Source organism: Candidatus Magnetaquiglobus sp. (assembly GCF_058402785.1).
In genome coordinates, this window is the sequence record NZ_JBZVFG010000041.1 from 1 (window position 1) to 16,579 (window position 16,579).

At 55.3% G+C, this 16,579-nt stretch carries 10 protein-coding genes; all 10 read right to left on the reverse strand.

Going from position 1 to position 16,579, the window contains the following annotated elements; translation table 11 throughout:
- Positions 1 to 40 precede the first annotated feature (40 nt).
- Positions 41 to 301 carry a transposase gene (locus ACV4UY_RS12675; RefSeq protein ID WP_491607950.1) on the reverse strand — a complete coding sequence of 87 codons (261 nt, stop codon included), beginning with the start codon at positions 299 to 301 and terminating at the stop codon, positions 41 to 43.
- A gap of 224 nt (positions 302 to 525) precedes the next feature.
- On the reverse strand, positions 526 to 3,630 hold the full coding sequence (locus ACV4UY_RS12680) for a type I restriction endonuclease subunit R (RefSeq protein WP_491607951.1): 3,105 nt from the start codon (positions 3,628 to 3,630) through the stop codon (positions 526 to 528).
- Entirely contained in the window at positions 3,627 to 5,258 is a 1,632-nt protein-coding gene (locus ACV4UY_RS12685) for a restriction endonuclease subunit S (protein ID WP_491607952.1), read from the reverse strand. The genes ACV4UY_RS12680 and ACV4UY_RS12685 overlap by 4 nt, the downstream gene beginning before the upstream one ends.
- Entirely contained in the window at positions 5,255 to 5,680 is a 426-nt protein-coding gene (locus ACV4UY_RS12690; protein ID WP_491607953.1) for a nucleotidyltransferase substrate binding protein, read from the reverse strand. Before ACV4UY_RS12690 ends, ACV4UY_RS12685 begins: the two co-directional genes overlap by 4 nt.
- Before the next feature lie 21 nt (positions 5,681 to 5,701).
- On the reverse strand, positions 5,702 to 7,249 hold the full coding sequence (locus ACV4UY_RS12695; RefSeq protein WP_491607954.1) for a class I SAM-dependent DNA methyltransferase: 1,548 nt from the start codon (positions 7,247 to 7,249) through the stop codon (positions 5,702 to 5,704).
- A 136-nt stretch (positions 7,250 to 7,385) separates the two neighbouring features.
- Positions 7,386 to 8,135 (reverse strand): hypothetical protein, encoded by a 750-nt coding sequence (locus ACV4UY_RS12700; protein ID WP_491607955.1) that lies wholly within the window; start codon positions 8,133 to 8,135, stop codon positions 7,386 to 7,388.
- A gap of 62 nt (positions 8,136 to 8,197) precedes the next feature.
- Positions 8,198 to 8,764, reverse strand: a complete 567-nt coding sequence (locus ACV4UY_RS12705) for a recombinase family protein (protein ID WP_491607956.1) — start codon at positions 8,762 to 8,764, stop codon at positions 8,198 to 8,200.
- Between the two features lie 529 nt (positions 8,765 to 9,293).
- Positions 9,294 to 11,600, reverse strand: coding sequence for a Tex family protein (locus tag ACV4UY_RS12710; RefSeq protein WP_491607957.1), 2,307 nt, complete (start codon positions 11,598 to 11,600; stop codon positions 9,294 to 9,296).
- Positions 11,601 to 12,398: 798 nt separating this feature from the next.
- Complete coding sequence (locus ACV4UY_RS12715) at positions 12,399 to 15,455, reverse strand: efflux RND transporter permease subunit (protein ID WP_491607958.1); 3,057 nt, start codon at positions 15,453 to 15,455, stop codon at positions 12,399 to 12,401.
- Positions 15,452 to 16,576, reverse strand: a complete 1,125-nt coding sequence (locus ACV4UY_RS12720) for an efflux RND transporter periplasmic adaptor subunit (RefSeq protein ID WP_491607959.1) — start codon at positions 16,574 to 16,576, stop codon at positions 15,452 to 15,454. Before ACV4UY_RS12720 ends, ACV4UY_RS12715 begins: the two co-directional genes overlap by 4 nt.
- Positions 16,577 to 16,579 lie beyond the last annotated feature (3 nt).

Here is a 16,579-nt window from a genome sequence, read left to right on the forward strand (position 1 = left end):
AGGAGGGGTCAATTCTTCGTGTCGTCAGGGGGTCAGTTTCTCATGTCGCCTGACACAGCTTCCGACTCGATGTGTACCCGTGACTGTAGCCGTAAATCAGCACTGACAACATCATTCCGGGCGACAATGCCGGTGCGCCAACCCCTCCTATCTGATATCGCCCTTTGAAGCGGCTCAGGTCCATCCCCTCCACGACATCCAAAATCAGGTGCGCAATATCATCCTCAGGCACCCACTCCAGCATGTCCACCGGCAACAGATGCATCTGTTGCCGATCCGGCTCGCGAAAAAATCCCGCCATCGCTTCCTCCTGATCCTGCGTGATCGATGGCGACCATTCTACCAGATTTCAGACGCTTTCACCCCATTCTGCGACAGGCTCTTTAGCGTGGCTTTATTCTGGCAATACCAACATAAAGGTCCGGTCTTAAAAACGCCCTACAGAGCTTCCTGTGAGGATGTTTTTTTCAGGTGTTGACAAATTGACCACGAAATTCTCACAGAAACCTTTCCAAAATGCTCATTTCAGTCGCTTATCCACTCCTCTCCCAACGCCTGAGCTTGTTGCAACACCAACGCTACCGCAGCATCTTGCTGGTCTGGTGGGTACTTGTACTTCCGAAGAATTCGTTTCACCATCAGTCGCAGCGTTGCCCGAACGCTTTCCCTCGAAGACCAATCTACAGTCAGATTCTTCCTGAGATTCGCTGTCAGCTCCTGGGCAATCTTTTTAAGGGTTTCATCACCCAATTCCCGTACAGCAGATTCATTATCTGCAAGAGCGTCGTAGAATCGGATTTCATCTTCGGTCAGTCCAAGCTCCCCCTCTCGGTGGGCAGCTTCTCTGAACTTTTTAGCCATCTCAATCAGCTCTTCAATTACCTGGGCGGTTTCAATCGCCCGGTTCTGATATCGCTTAATGACGTTGGCAATCAATTCCGAGAATTTTTTCCCTTGAACGAGATTTCGGGAGAACCGGGATTTGATTTCACCGCTCAAGAGCCTCTCCAGCAGCTCCACCGCCAGATTACGCTCTGGTAAATTTTGCACCTCAGCAAGGAATTGGTCATCGAGAATACCGATGTTGGGTTTATCCAATCCCACCGCATCGAAGATGTCCACAACCTGTTCGGATACCACAGCGGAATTGATGATTTGACGGATAGCCAGCTCTTTTTCTTCATCGGTAAGTTTTTTCTGGCTGATGTCCCGTTTGGTCAGGATAACCCGTACCGCTTGAAAGAACGCTACCTCCTCTCGAACCGCTTTTGCTTCATCCAGGGTACAGCAAAGAGTGAATGCTTTGCTCATCGCCAACGCTTCATCGGAGAACCGCTTCTTACCGTCTTTTTGCTCCAAAACGTGATTGGCTGCTCCGGCCAACCTTTTGTGGCCGGTAGTAAGGAAGTCGCTGTAATCGTACCCGTGCAGCATCCCCCGGATGATATCCAACTTCTCCAACAATACCGCCAATGCTTCTGTTGAATCCACTGTGGGCCGTCCTCGGCCCCTGCTGTTGGTATACTCCTTCAGGGCGCTTTGCAGCTCATTGGCGATGCCGATGTAATCGACCACCAATCCGCCCTGTTTGTCTTTGAAGACCCTATTAACGCGAGCAATTGCTTGCATTAAATTGTGACTCTTCATGGGTTTATCGACGTACAAGGAATGGAGACAAGGTACATCAAACCCGGTCAACCACATATCCCGTACAATCACCAATCGGAGAGGGTCTTTGGGGTCTTTGAATCGCTTCTCCAATCTCTTTTTGACCGGTGTACCATACAGATGAGGTCGCAGAAGTGCCTTGTCACTGGCTGAACCGGTCATGACAATCTTGATGGCTCCTTTTTCCGGGTCCACATCATGCCAATCTGGACGCAACTTAATGATTTCATTATAGAGATGAACACAAATCTCCCGACTCATCGCCACTACCATGGCTTTTCCCGTTTGAGCTGTGTTTCTCTCCTCGAAGTGGGCCACCAGGTCAGTAGCAATGCTGGTGATACGGGGTTCAGCTCCAACCACCTTCTCCAAAGCTGCCCAACGTGTTTTAAGTTTGTTCTGCTGGCTCTCCTCTTCATCCTCAGCCAGTTCATCCACCTCAGCATCAATATTGGGCATTTCATCCGGTTTGATTGCAAGTTTTGCAAGTCTTGATTCAAAGTAAATGGCAACCGTAGCACCATCCTCTTTGGCTTGCTGCATGTCGTAGACATGGATGTAATTTCCAAAGACCGCACGGGTATCCTTATCTTCAGACGATACAGGGGTTCCGGTGAAGGCTACGAAGGTGGCATTGGGGAGAGCATCCCGCAGATGCTGCGCATACCCTACCTGGAACTTCTCCTGACCAGGTTTCCCCTTCAACGAGGCGGAAAAGCCGTATTGAGTGCGATGCGCTTCATCAGCGATAACCACGATGTTGTGACGGTCAGAGAGCAGCGGGAAGGTGTCTTCGTCTTCCCCTGGCATGAACTTCTGAATGGTCGTGAAGAGGATGCCACCGGAAGCACGATTCTTGAGTTTCAAACGGAGGTCTTGACGAGTGGTTGCCTGAACCGGCTGCTCTCTCAACAAATCCTGAGCCAACGAAAAGACACCGAACAGTTGACCGTCAAGGTCGTTGCGGTCGGTGATGACCACGATGGTCGGGTTCTCCATCGCCTTTTCCTGCATCACTCGCGCTGCAAAACAGGTCATGGTGATGCTCTTGCCGCTTCCTTGGGTATGCCAGACCACGCCCCCTTTACCTTTTTCTTTCTTCTCTCCTCCAGGTCGGGATACCTCCACCACCTGTTGAATGGCAGCCCGAACCGCATGGAACTGGTGATACCCGGCAATCTTTTTGACCAGGGTTCCATCATCTTCAAAAAGTACAAAATAGCGAATATAATCCAATAAATAGATGGGAGACAACACCCCACTGATAAGGGTTTCCAACTCGTTGAACTGACCCAAAGGGTCCAATGTGGTGCCATCGATGGTACGCCATCTCATGAACCGTTCCGCATTGGCGGTCAAAGAACCCATACGAGCTTCACTACCATCTGAAATCACAAGGATTTCATTGTACTGGAACAAATCCGAAATTTGTTCCTTGTAGGTCTGGAGTTGGTCAAACGCCTTCCAAATATCGGCATCCTCATCCGCCGGATTTTTCAGTTCCAACACCACCAGGGGCAGACCATTGACGAACAGCACGATATCCGGTCTACGGGTGTGACGTGGACCTTTGACCGAGTATTGATTGACCGCCAACCACTCATTGTTGGCGGGATGAGTCCAATCAATAAGTTGAACGAAATCTCCTCGTGTTTCACCGTGTTTCTGGTACTGCACCTTAACCCCACCGACCAACATCTGATGAAAAAGCCGGTTGGCCGAAAGCAGTACCGGAGAACCGAGATTCACCACCTGCTTCAGGGCATCCTCTTGGGCTGTGGAGGGTACGGTGGGGTTCAAACGAGCAATGGCACTGCGCAGACGGTCAATAAGGAGGATTTGTCGATAAGCTTTCCGTTCAGGGAAGTTGCCATCCGGGGCCAAATCTGGTCCGTGAAGATGCGTGTAGCCAATCTCACCCAACCAACCCAATACCTCCCGTTCCAACTGCTCTTCGGTCATGATGCCTCCGCAGTTTCGGGTAAGCGCAGTTGACCTGAGATGAGACGGGGAAGCAGGGTGTCTCGGAGGGAGGTAAGGGTTTTGGAAAGCTGAAGATTATTAGCAAAACCGTGACGCAGAGGTAATGATAAAGAATCAAATTGTTCCAAAACGGATAACGATGGAACCAGGATTTTGATACCACTCAATTTGCCTCTACTGAGTTCAGTTTGCCCGGTCGTTCCTTCCCCAAAGCCCGAAATTTCTTCCTGCTTTCTCATCAACGCGAGACCGAGATAGTTCCAACTCATTTTTGAACCAGAACGAACAACGGTGACATGAGAATCAACAATGGCAGGTTCTTCCAAATTAAGAACCTGGGCTACGCGACCCAATGTGCCGACACCAGTTGAATTCACCAGTACATCACCAACTATCAGTTCTCTACCATCAATTTTTTTCTTTGCGTTATCGTGTCTTCTGGCCTTCTCAAAATCAACAATTGAATCTCGAATGCATTTCTGGTTGACAACCAATACACCACCGTCATCGATATATTTCGGTGAGATACCTCGGTTCAGATAACCCGAAATTTCTCCAACCGTTCCAACCCTCCACCCCTTCGGAATCAATCCCAACTCCGACTCTTCAAAGCTGTCCGGGAACAAAGCGGCAGTGGCTTCATCCATGCCTTCAGGCGCAAGGCCCTGTTGTTTGGCATGTACAGGGTCGAAATCGATGAACCAGGATTTGAACAGTGCCTGGGCGATAGCTTCAAGGGTGGCGTTGGTTTCGCGCAGGAGGGTGATGCGGTCGTCGAGGGCACCCAATAAGGAAGCAATCTCGATTTGTTCTTTTAATGAAAAAACAGGAATTTTTATGCTCTTTAAAACTGGAATACGGATATTGCTTACCGTAGACCCGGTGCCCTCACTCCATGAAATTTCATGTTGAACTTCTGGTGACTGAATCGCATACAATAAAAAGCGAGAAATAATTTTGTTTGGATTTGGTCGAAGCAGAACTTGTCGTTGCCCAACGCAACACACCAAAGCCTTTGGAATTATACAGACATCACCCATCGGTGCTTCTCTTGTGAGTATCAGGTCACCAAATTGAGGTTTCGCTCTGCGAATGCGGATAAGGTAATTTTCATAATCTGTGTAACTGCACTCAGAAAGGTCAAGCCTTCCATTCTTAATGTTCTGATTTCTAATAACGATAAAGCCTGTATCTGTCCAAATAGGGGTGGAATGTGGACAATCAACAATAAGAGAACAAACGTTCTCTAGTGTTTCTCGTTTAGTTGAACTCACACCCTCATCTCGCCACTGTCCCTTTTTCTGCACTACCACCTTCTCCCGCTCAATTATCTTCCTGAACGACTCACTGGTCGTCGCCCAATCCACCACATCCACCTTCCAGGGCAGGTCAGACTCGACAAAATCATCCAGCAAATCGCTCATCACCTCCAAACCGAGTGGCTTGTCAGAAATCACGCATAAATCCAGGTCCGAGTACTCCTTGGCTGTCCATTTAACGCGAGAACCAAACGCCCATACCTCATGGTTGGGTACATGTTTCTGGAGAATCTCCTGGACAATCTTCAGATGGTCCGGGCGGATATCAATCGGGGGTTGTTTCTTCACGTCTTACTGATTCTCTTTTGCAATTGTTCCAAGAGATAACGGGCCTCTGAGAGAAAGGCGGGAATCTTATCCATGACCTTTTGCGCCTTCTCTTCGTCATAGGTATGGCTGGTATCCGTCCGTGATTGCCGATACCCTTTCCAAACTGGCCAGTCATTTAGCAGTAGCCCTTGTTCGTTGCCTGTACGGATTATGTCCTGGAATACCATTTCATCAATGATTTCAGGAGTGGCCGCCGTCATCTCCAGATAACGACGGAGTGTTTTATGAGCCAGTTCGTAGGTAAACTCGAAACGCTGAATCACACCATCCCGTATCACCGAGTTATCCGGGTGTCGCCCAAGCTCCTCTAATCCTTCAGAAAAACGTTCAACAGCATTCCTGAATGAAACAAGGTTCTGTCTAAAGTCATTTTGTGCCATATCCAACCATCCTCTTCTTCTTCAGAACTCATACCCCAATGAACCCAATTTCATCCGAATCAACTGGTCCAACTCCTGTCCCTTGGCCATCTGCTCACCCAACTTTTCGGTCAATTTGCGCATCTTCTCGGCAAAGGCTTCATCATCGTCTTCCACTTCCTCAGCACCAACATAACGACCGGGAGTCAGCACATGTCCGTGTTCGGCAATTTCAGAGAGTTGGACACTCCGACAGAAGCCGGGGGTATCCTGGTAGGTATCCTGTTTGTTCCTCCAGGCCGCTACCGTATCCCCAATCCGGGTGATGACCTCATCGGTCAATTCCGCTTGGGAACGACTTATCATCTTCCCCAGTTTCCGAGCATCGATGAACAGCACCTCCCCCTTGCGCTGACTCTTCTGTTTCGCCAAGAACCACAAACAAGCGGGAATCTGGGTATTGAAGAAGAGTTGGCCGGGGAGTGCCACCATCACCTCCACGACATCCGCTTCCACCATCGCTCTGCGGATGTCCCCTTCGCTGTTCTGACTGGAACTCATCGAACCATTGGCCAACACGATGCCAGCACGACCAGTTGGTTTTAAGTGATAGAGCATGTGCTGCAACCAGGCATAGTTGGCATTCCCCGCTGGTGGGTCTCCATAAACCCATCGTGGGTCACCGGCCAACGAACCATGCCACCAATCACTTACATTGAAAGGAGGATTGGCCAGGATGAAATCGGCTCTCAAGTCGGGATGTTGATTCTTGGTGAAGGTATCCGCCGGTTCCCGGCCCAAGTTGAAATCGATACCCCGAATGGCCAGATTCATGGCGGCCAAACGCCATGTGGTAGGATTGGACTCCTGACCATAGATGGAGGCATCGCCTCTCTTGCCACCATGTGCTTCGATGAATTTCTCACTCTGAACGAACATTCCACCTGAACCACAGCAAGGGTCGTAGACCTTGCCATGATGGGGAGCCAGTACCGCTACCAGGGTCTTGACGATGGAGGATGGGGTATAGAACTGACCACCCTTCTTGCCCTCAGCACTGGCAAACTGACCCAGAAAATATTCATACACCTGACCAAGAACATCACGAGCTTTCCCGGCATCCTCGCTGAAACCGATGATGGAAATCAGGTCAATCAACTCGCCCAACTTGCCATCCGGGAGTTGAGCGCGAGCATACCGTTTGTCCAGAATCCCCTTGAGCTTGGGGTTCTCAGCTTCGATGAGGGTCAACGCCTCATCAATCAACTTACCAATCTGAGGTTGCTTTGCCGAACCACGCAGCATCTCCCAACGAGCCGCTTCAGGAACCCAGAAGACGTTGGCGGCGGTGTAATAGTCCCGTTCCTCCAATTCGACCTTGATGTCACCCGGTGTTGCATCGGGAAGGTGGTATTCATCCTTTGGGTCAGCAAATCTCCGCTTCAACTCCGCCTGACGGGCACTGAAGGTATCAGAGATGTATTTAACGAAAATCAGACCAAGCACCAGATGCTTATACTCCGCTGCATCCATGTTGGCTCGGAGCTTGTCTGCTGCCGCCCACAGAGTTTTCTGAATATCATCAAGCATATGAATTGCAAGCCATTTTCTAGAGTGTTCCCCTGATTGGGAATATAGGTCAGTTTACCAGAGACAGATGGGCCAGTCTACAAGCAGCAGGATGAAGCAACAGGAACTGGCACGAAAAAATATTATTTATATTGTTTTATGGCTTTGAATCGCTTTCTTTTTTCAATTCTGCTTCTGCAGCCGCTAATTTTTTCTTATCAAATATCTTAAGAAAGAACTTGTCTTTCATTTCGTTTACCTGCTTTGATAGCAAAGCATCAGCCTGTTTCTGTGTGGCTGCCCCATATTTTATGAGAGCGGTACGTACAGAATACGCTTGATTTGCAAAATCACCTAATACTCGCCATTGCTCGTGAATCCCTTCCGAAGTAAACCAGCAGGTTTCCCCATTTTCCAATAAACCAAGCCACATACTGACTACTTGACATACGTATAAATGTTGTTTCTGGAATTGGTGACACGCAAATACTGCTTCTTTTGGTAATTTTGCTAGTTGCTCTGCTGATAGACGTGAATCTTTCGCTGCCTCAAGCATTTCATTTAAGAGACGTGGAACACCCACAAATGAATTATTACTTTTAATTTCTTCTGGCGATTTGTCTGCGAGTGATTGTGCAATAACAGTACTCATTATATGTGATAGTTCACACTCACTATTAAGGGTAGACAGCTTCTGCTTTACTTCATCAGGCATAAATGTTTTTATTAACACCCTAACAACAACATCTCCCGCAACAAATTCACTAACTCGAACAAGAAAAACATATGCAAGACGACGTTCTGACTCTCTTTGAGCACGCTTATCAAGGTAGAGGCGGACTAGAAACGACAATAGAGCAGACACCAACGCACCAATCAAACCAGAAATTATAACATCATCACGCATTTTATTTCTCAATTTGCACGGATTAAGTGGATGAATACGGAGGGGACCACATCCTCATATCACTATGATGCCAGATTGCATGCAGACTTGGTAGAACCGATAATCCGGTAGACTGACGGAACTGAGATGCCGGTCCTCTTTGCAACATCGACCTTACTCATTCCCTGGGCAACCAGGTCAAGCACCTGTTGGGATTTTGCGCGAGCAGTCGGTTTGCGACCCTTATAAACCCCATCACGCTTGGCCCGTTCAATCCCCTCTTGCTGTCTCTCTTTAAGTAAATCCCGCTCAAAAGCCGAAATCGCTCCAAGCATGGTCAACATGAGTTTGCCCGTGGCGGTTGATGTGTCCAGGTTGATGTTCTGAATCTTCAGAGCCACATTTTTCCGTTCCAGCAACTGGACAATCTCCAACAGGTGGTGAGTATCCCTCGCCAACCGGTCTAACCGGGTGCATTCCACAACGTCCCCTTTCCTGACGAACCGGAGCAACTCTTGGAGCTTGGAACGGTCCTTTTTGGCTCCAGACTCAATTTCAGAGAACACCTCGTCGCAGTGAGATAGGCTGGAGAGTTGAATCCCCAAATCCTGGGAAGCCGAAGAGACACGTGCATATCCGATTACGGCCATCGCAGCACCAAAAATTCTCATTAAGGTTATTGATGCTGTGATAATACCTTATCAAAAATCAGATGTCAACTCTATTGATACGTCGTCAAAGGGTGTCCGTCGTTATCATGAGGGTACACCCCAAAGAGAAGGAAATTGCTTGACAGACTCAGACATCCGTGCCGAAGTTTAATGCTTAAATTTATTTATAAGTTATAAGTAAGAAAACAATCAATTCATAAAGGAATATTATCGATGTGGGTAGATGTGTTGGTAAGAATAAAAATATTGAAAAAATGAAATAAAAACAAATATGGTTGGCGGACTGCTCCTCCGCCATTTTTTTCACGCGTTTTCTTGCGTTTGCCACACCTCCGGCACGCTCTGCCGAAATATCCCAATCAATCCAAAGCTTGGCACGCGGTTTCGGAGAACGCGCCGCACCCGTTCCCGCCCACCCACGCCCCTTTCTGCCTCCAGGACTCTCCTTCTTCGCGTCAGACGACAGGATGATGTCGTGCAGGCCCCCGCAGCATGAACCGGGGACTCATCAGCGTCCCGGTTTGCCCCGGGCCCGGGAGAAGGCCGCGGCCATCGCGTTGTCTGCTTGCGGCACGGGTGACGGATGGGCGGCAACCGGATGCGGACGATCCGCTTTCACGGTTGATTGCGTGGTGGCGGGCGTATCATCCAGCCGCATGGAAAGAGCGATGCGGCGCCTGGGTTTGTCCACCTCCACCACCCGCACTTTGACCACCGCGCCCGCCTTGACCACGCTGTGCGGATCTTTCACGAACTGGTGCGCCATGGCCGAAATGTGCACCAGCCCATCCTGATGCACCCCGATGTCCACAAACGCTCCGAAATTGGTCACGTTGCTGACCACACCTTCCAGGATCATGCCCGGTTGCAAATCCTCCAGACTCTCCACCCCTTCGCGAAAGCTGGCGGTGCGGAACTCCGGACGGGGATCCCGTCCCGGCTTCTCCAACTCGGCCAGAATGTCCTTGACCGTGGGTTCGCCGATGCGCGCATCCACGAAATCCCGGGGGGAAAGCTCTTTGAGCAGCGTGTGATTGCCGATCAACCGATCGATCGTCACCCCAACCCGGTGCAGAATCCGCTCCACCACCGGATAGGACTCCGGATGCACCGCCGAGGCATCCAGCGGTGTTGCGCCGTTGCGGATACGCAAAAATCCCGCCGCCTGCTCGAAGGCCTTGGGACCGAACCGGCTCACTTTGAGCAGCGACTGCCGGGAAGGGAAAGGGCCATGGAGATCCCGAAAGGAGACGATGTTCTTGGCCAGGGTTTTGTTCAGACCCGAGACCCGCTCCAGCAACGGCGCCGAAGCGGTGTTCACATCCACCCCCACCGCGTTCACCGCATCCTCCACCACGCCGTCCAGCGCCTCCGCCAGACGCCTGGGCGGCACGTCGTGCTGATATTGACCCACGCCGATGGCTTTGGGGTCGGTCTTCACCAGCTCAGCCAGGGGATCCTGCAGCCGGCGTGCAATCGAGACCGCCCCGCGCAGCGATACGTCCAACTCCGGCAACTCCTGGGAGGCGAACTCCGAGGCCGAATAGACCGATGCACCCGCCTCGTTGACCACCACGCCCCGCAAACCCAGATCCGGCAGGGTGCGACTCAACTCGGTCACCAGCTTTTCCGTCTCGCGGGAGGCGGTGCCATTGCCGATGCTCACCAGCCGGACCCCGTGCCGACGGGCCAGCTCCGCCAGTCGTGACATCGACTCGCGCCACTGGTTGCGGGGCGCATGCGGATGGATCGTATCGGTGGCCACCACCTTGCCGGTGGCATCCACCACCGCCACCTTCACACCGGTGCGCAAGCCCGGATCCAGACCGATCACCGGCGTCATCCCCGCCGGAGCGGCCAGCAGCACCTCCTTGACGTTCCGGGCAAACACCCGGATCGCCTCTTCGTGGGCGCGCTCCTGCGCCTGCTTGAGAAGATCGTTCTCCAGGCGCGGCTTGAATTTCTTGCGCCAGGTCTGACGCAGCGTCTCTTCCATCCAGCCATCGCCTGGGCCTTTCCGGTTGACGAGCCGGAAATGGCTGCGGATGGCAGCCACGCAGGTGACCGCCTCACCCAGGGCGTCGTCCAGCTCTTCCGGGTGATCCAGGGAGAGTCGCAAGACCCCCTCCTCCTGGCCGCGCAGCATGGCCAGCAGCCGATGGCCAGGCAGTTTTTTCAAGGCTTCTCCCGAGGCGAAATAATCCGCAAACTTGGCGCCCTTCTCCTCCTGACCCTTGACCACCTTGGAACCCAGGATTCCCTGCTCCAGGAACAGTTCCCGCAGCCGTCCGGTCAACTCCGGGGACTCGGCGAAACGCTCCATCAAAATTTCCCGCGCTCCATCCAGAGCCGCCTGAACATCGGCCACCTTCTTCTCCGGATCGACAAAAGCAACGGCCAGCGACTCCGGTGGCCGGCTGGGATCCTTCAACAATTGATCGGCCAGCGGCTCCAGACCCGCTTCCATGGCTTGTGCCGCCTTGGTGTGGCGCTTGGGACGGAACGGCAGATAGAGATCCTCCAGCCGGGTGCGGGTGTCGGCTGTCAGGATAGCCCGCTCCACCTCCGGGGTGAGCTTATCCTGTTCGCGAATGCTTTTGAGCACTGCCTCGCGGCGTGCTTCCAGATCCCGCAATTGGGCGAGACGTTCATGCAACTGCCGCAAATGGGTATCGGTCAGGCCGTGGGTGGCCTCCTTGCGATAGCGGGCGATGAAGGGCACGGTGGCCCCCTCGTCCAGCAGGGCGACGGCGGCGTCAACCTGGAACTCCCCAACGCCCAGTTCCTCGGCGATCCGTTGCGAGATGGTTTTCATTGTCTTGATTTCCGTATTGCCAATCTGCCACCCTCATCCAACCCGAGCTGGCCATTCTCAGCCATGCATTTCATGGCTCCAAAGATATGATTATACTACATATAAACATCTTGCGCAGCTTTCGAGGCGGTCTTGGAGGAAAGACGTCGACCTGTTTTCGGAGACATCACCGCTGGTTTCCGTGGTTCTGGTTTGCTGCGGACGGCTTTTTTTCTGGCCGCCTTGCCTGGGCGCGTTGCTTTGGTACCATTCAGGATCCTCAAAGTTGGCGGGGTCCAGGGGCCCCTGGTGGGATCCAAGGGCGAAGTCCTTGAGGTGATGGACCCATCTTCACGGACAACGGCTTCCTTTTGAGCCAAAATGGTCATGTCACCAACATTTGCCAGGCCAGGAGGAGGCTCCATCAGGCACACTATAACGGTCGGCGTTGATTTGGCAAAGCAGGTTTTTCAGTTTTATGGCGTCAAGGAGCAAGGCAAGCGGGTTATGAACGCTCGCGTACTGGACTGGTTGACACCGATAGATCATCCAGACCGTATGGTAGATCAACTGCACGAATCAGGATTGTGCGCGGTTTTTCCAGCGTATGCATTGAAACTGTTGGAAAAAATCATTAAAAATCAGCAATGGGGGCCGAGAATGTTGGGGCAGTGTCTGGATGTCATCGAGCAGAGGCGTCCCGAACTGGGCGCTGATCCTGCTTATCGGCGCCTTCGGGTGTATGATCGGAGGCAACGGATCGGGTAGTCAGGATCGAATGGCCAGGCGCGAGCGTGCATTCCTCTCAGTTCGGCAGACCTACGCCCGTCGCACTTTAAACCATGCGGCGTAGAGGGCGGGGAGGAAGACCAGGGTCAGGGCGGTGGCCACCACCAGGCCGCCCATGATCGAGATGGCCATCGGGCCCCAGAAGATGCTGCGGGTGAGGGGGATCATGGCCAGGATCGCGGCGGCGGCGGTGAGGATCACCGGACGGGCGCGGCGCACCGTGGCTTCGATGATCGCCTGCCACGGATCCAGGCCCGCCTCGATTTCGTGTTGGATCTGATCCACCAGGATCACCGAATTGCGCATGATCATCCCACCCAGCGCGATCACGCCCAACAACGCCACGAAACCGAACGGCGCCTGAAACAAAAGCAACGCCGGCACCACGCCGATCAATCCCAACGGCGCGGTCAGAAACACCATCCCCACGCGCGAGAAGCTCTGCAACTGCATCATCAAAAAGAACAGCATCACCAGAAACATCACCGGAAACAGGGCGAACAGGGCGCGATTGGCCTTTTCGCTCTCCTCGATCGCGCCCCCCTGTTCGATCCGATAGCCGGGCGGCAGGGAGTCCCGAATCGCTTGCAGGGTCGGCCAGATCTGCTCCGTGGCGTGGGGGGCCTGCACCCCGTCGATGACATCGGCGCGCACCGAGACCGCCATGGCGCGGTTCCAGCGCCACAACACCGGCTCCTCGAAGGTCGGCTCGATGGCGGCCAGATGCGACAACGGTACCAGATCCCCGGAGCGGGCCAGCAAGGGCAGATCCTCGAGCTGGTCGATGGCCTGCCGTTCGGCGGCTTCGGCGCGCACCACCACCTCGGTCAGCGCCTCTCCATGCCGCAGCTGGGCCACCGGCACGCCGGAGAAGAGCAGTTGCAGCACGTTGCTCACATCCGTCGAGGCGATGCCCAGTTGGCGCGCCTTCTCCTGATCGACGCGGATCTTCTGAACCCGCACCTGATCGTTCCAATTGAGCTGGGTATCGCGCACCAGGGGGCTTGAGCGCACCTGATCGCGCACCCGCGCGGCGATTCGTTTCACCTCGCCCGGATCCGGTCCGATCACCCGGAACTGCACCGGAAAGCCCACCGGCGGACCGAATTCAAGTCGGGTCACCCGCCCGCGCGCCTCGGGGAAGGTCTCTTCCTTGTCGAACCGTTCCATCAACTCGGTTCGGATTCGCTCCCGCGCCGCGCTGCCGGTGGTCATGAGCACGAACTGGGCATAGCCGGGATTGGGCAGTTCCGGCTCCAGCGACAGATAGAAACGGGGCGATCCGGCCCCCAGATAGGCGGTGAAGTAGGGGATGTCCGGGGTGTTTTTCAGAATGTTTTCCATTCTGAACACCAGCGCCTCGGTGGCTGCCATGGAGGCGCCCTCCTTCAGACGCAGCTCGACGAGCAGTTCCGGGCGCGCGGCGGTCGGGAAGAACTGCTGCTGCACCTGTCCCATGCCGGCTCCGGCGGCCAGGAACAGGAGCAGGGTGGCCAGGAGGATTTTTTTTCGATGGGTCAGGCAAAGATCGAGCAGGCGGCGCAGCCGGTCATGGAGGGGGGCGGCATGGGGGTCGGCGTGGGCGGCTCCGGGCTTGATTTTCGGGAGCAACAGCACGCCGAGATAGGGGGTGAACAGCACCGCCACCAGCCACGAGGCGAGCAGGGCCACGCCGACGATCCAGAAAATACCGCAGGCGTACTCCCCGGCGATGGATTGGGCAAAGCCCACCGGCAGAAAACCGGCCACCGTGACCAGGGTGCCGGTAAGCATCGGAAAGGCGGTCGAGGTGTAGGCGAAGCTGGCGGCCCGCTCCCGTTCCCACCCCTGTTCCATCTTCACCACCATCATCTCCACGGCGATGATGGCATCATCCACCAGCAATCCCAGCGCGATGATCAGCGAGCCCAACGAGATGCGGTCCAGGTTCCAGTCAAAGGCGTGCATCACCACCAGCACCATGCCGAGCACCAGAGGCACCGACGCGGCCACCACGATTCCGGCACCCCGTCCCAGGGCGAAAAACGACACCGCCAGCACGATGGCCAGGGCCTCCAGAAACGATTTTTCGAACTCCCAGATCGATTCGGCCACCACCCGCGGTTGATCGGCGTATTTTTCCAGGGTGACCCCTGCCGGCAGTCCGGCCTGGATCGATGCCATGCGGGCATCGATCCGTTTGCCCAGATCGAGGATGTTGGCATGGCGGTTCATGGTGATGGCGATCACCACCACCTGACGGGCGTTGTGGCGGATCACGAACGATGGCGGATCCTCGTGACCGGGTTTGATCTCGGCGATATCCTTCAGGCGCAGCAGATGACCCCCGGCCTCGATGGGGATCTCGCCGATGTCGGTTGCGTCGCGCGCCACCCCATCGACCCGCATGAAGAGCCGATCCCCCGGCGTTTCGGCAAAGCCCGAGGGATTCAACTGGGTCTGGCGTTTCAGGGTGTCGATGAGCGTTTGGGGAGAGATCCCCAGTCCGGCCAGCTTGCGGCTGGAGATCTCCACGAAAATCTTTTCCGGCTGGGTGCCGAGCACATGCACCTTGTTCACCTCGGCAAGGGACTGGATCTCGCGTTGCACCCCCTCGGCCAGCTCGCGCAGTTCGGTCAGGCTCAACCCGTCGCCGTGCAGGGCGTGCAGGGAGAGGTAGACATCGTTGTATTCGTCGTTGAAAAAGGGTCCGAGCACCCCTTCCGGGAACTCCTGGCGGGCATCGTTGATTTTTTTGCGCGCCTGATACCAGGTTTCGTCGAGCCGCGCCTTGGTCATGCGACCGCTCATGCGCAGGCTCAACGCCCCGTAGCCGGGTCGGGAGAAGGTCTTGATGAAATCATACCCCTCCAGCTCGCGCAGCTTGCGCTCCAGCCGGTTCATCACCTGGTCCTGGACCTCCCGTGCCGTGGCACCGGGCCAGACCATGCTGGCGGTCATCATCGGCACGTTGAAGATCGGATCCTCGGCCCGTCCCAGCCGCAGGTAGGAGAAGATCCCGGTCAGCAGGGTCGCCAGGATCAGGAACAGCACCATCGAACGGTGGGTCACCGCCCAGGTGGAGAGGTTGAATGCGCGTTCGTTCACGACCGTTTCCCGTCGTTGGCCGTGGTGGAGACGGGCAGGGGACGCTCGATGGGTGAAATGATCAGACCGGCGTCGAGTTTCTGCGCGCCGATGGTCACCACCCGTTCGCCGGGGCGCACCCCCTCGATCCAGACCCCATCCGCCGCATGGCCGATCACCCGTACCGGTCGCGCCACCAGTTTCCACGGACTCCCCTCGACCAGCCAGACGAACGGGGCGCCATGATCCTGGATCAGGGCGGCGGCGGGCAGGTGGATACCAGGGATGGAGTCGCGCGCGGCAAGATGCAGTCGGGCGCTCATGCCGAGTCGGATCGTGCCCGGCTTGAGCGCCGCGTCGGGCAACGCATAGCGGGCGCGGAAGGTGCGGCTGGGAAAGGTGGCCATCGGCGCCAGCTCCCGCAGCGTGACCGGAAGCCGCTTGTCGGTTTCATCGGCGATCTGGACCCAGGCGGCGTGTCCCTCCAGACCGTTCACCAAGGATTCGGGCAGATCCACCACGATCTCCAGCCGGGTCGGATCGGCCAGGCTGACCAGCGACTGGCCCGCCGCCACCACCTGACCCACCTCGAAGCGCAGCGCGGTGACCACCCCATCCCCCTCCGCGACCAGATTGGCATGATCCAGGGCGTTGCCCGCCAGATCGAGTTGGCTTTTGGCCTGGGCCAGACGGGCGGCGGCGGCATCGGCACGCGCCTTCTGGCGTTCGTGGTCGGCCTCGGAGACGGTGTTTTCGCTCCGCAATTTCCGAAACCGGGCCTCGTCCCGCGCCGCCTGTTGGGCATCCACCCGGGCGGCGCGCCACTGCTCTTCGGCGACGCGCCTGGTGAGGGTCGGATCCAGAGGATCGAGCCGCGCCAGGGTTTGGCCCTTCACCACCCGATCCCCCACCTCGACCTCGCGGGTGAGGATCTTGCCGTGGATGCGGAAGGAGAGTTCGGTTTCGTGACGGGCGCGCACCGCCCCGGTGAAGCGGCGTTCACGGGTGTGGTCGGTGGCCTGGATCGTGGCGACGTAGACCGGTTTGGGGGCGGATGTTCCGGTGCGCTCCTCCTGGCAGCCGAACAGGGGGAGGGCGAGCAGCGGCGCGATCAGCCAGGGTGCATGGCGGTAGGTGGTCATCGA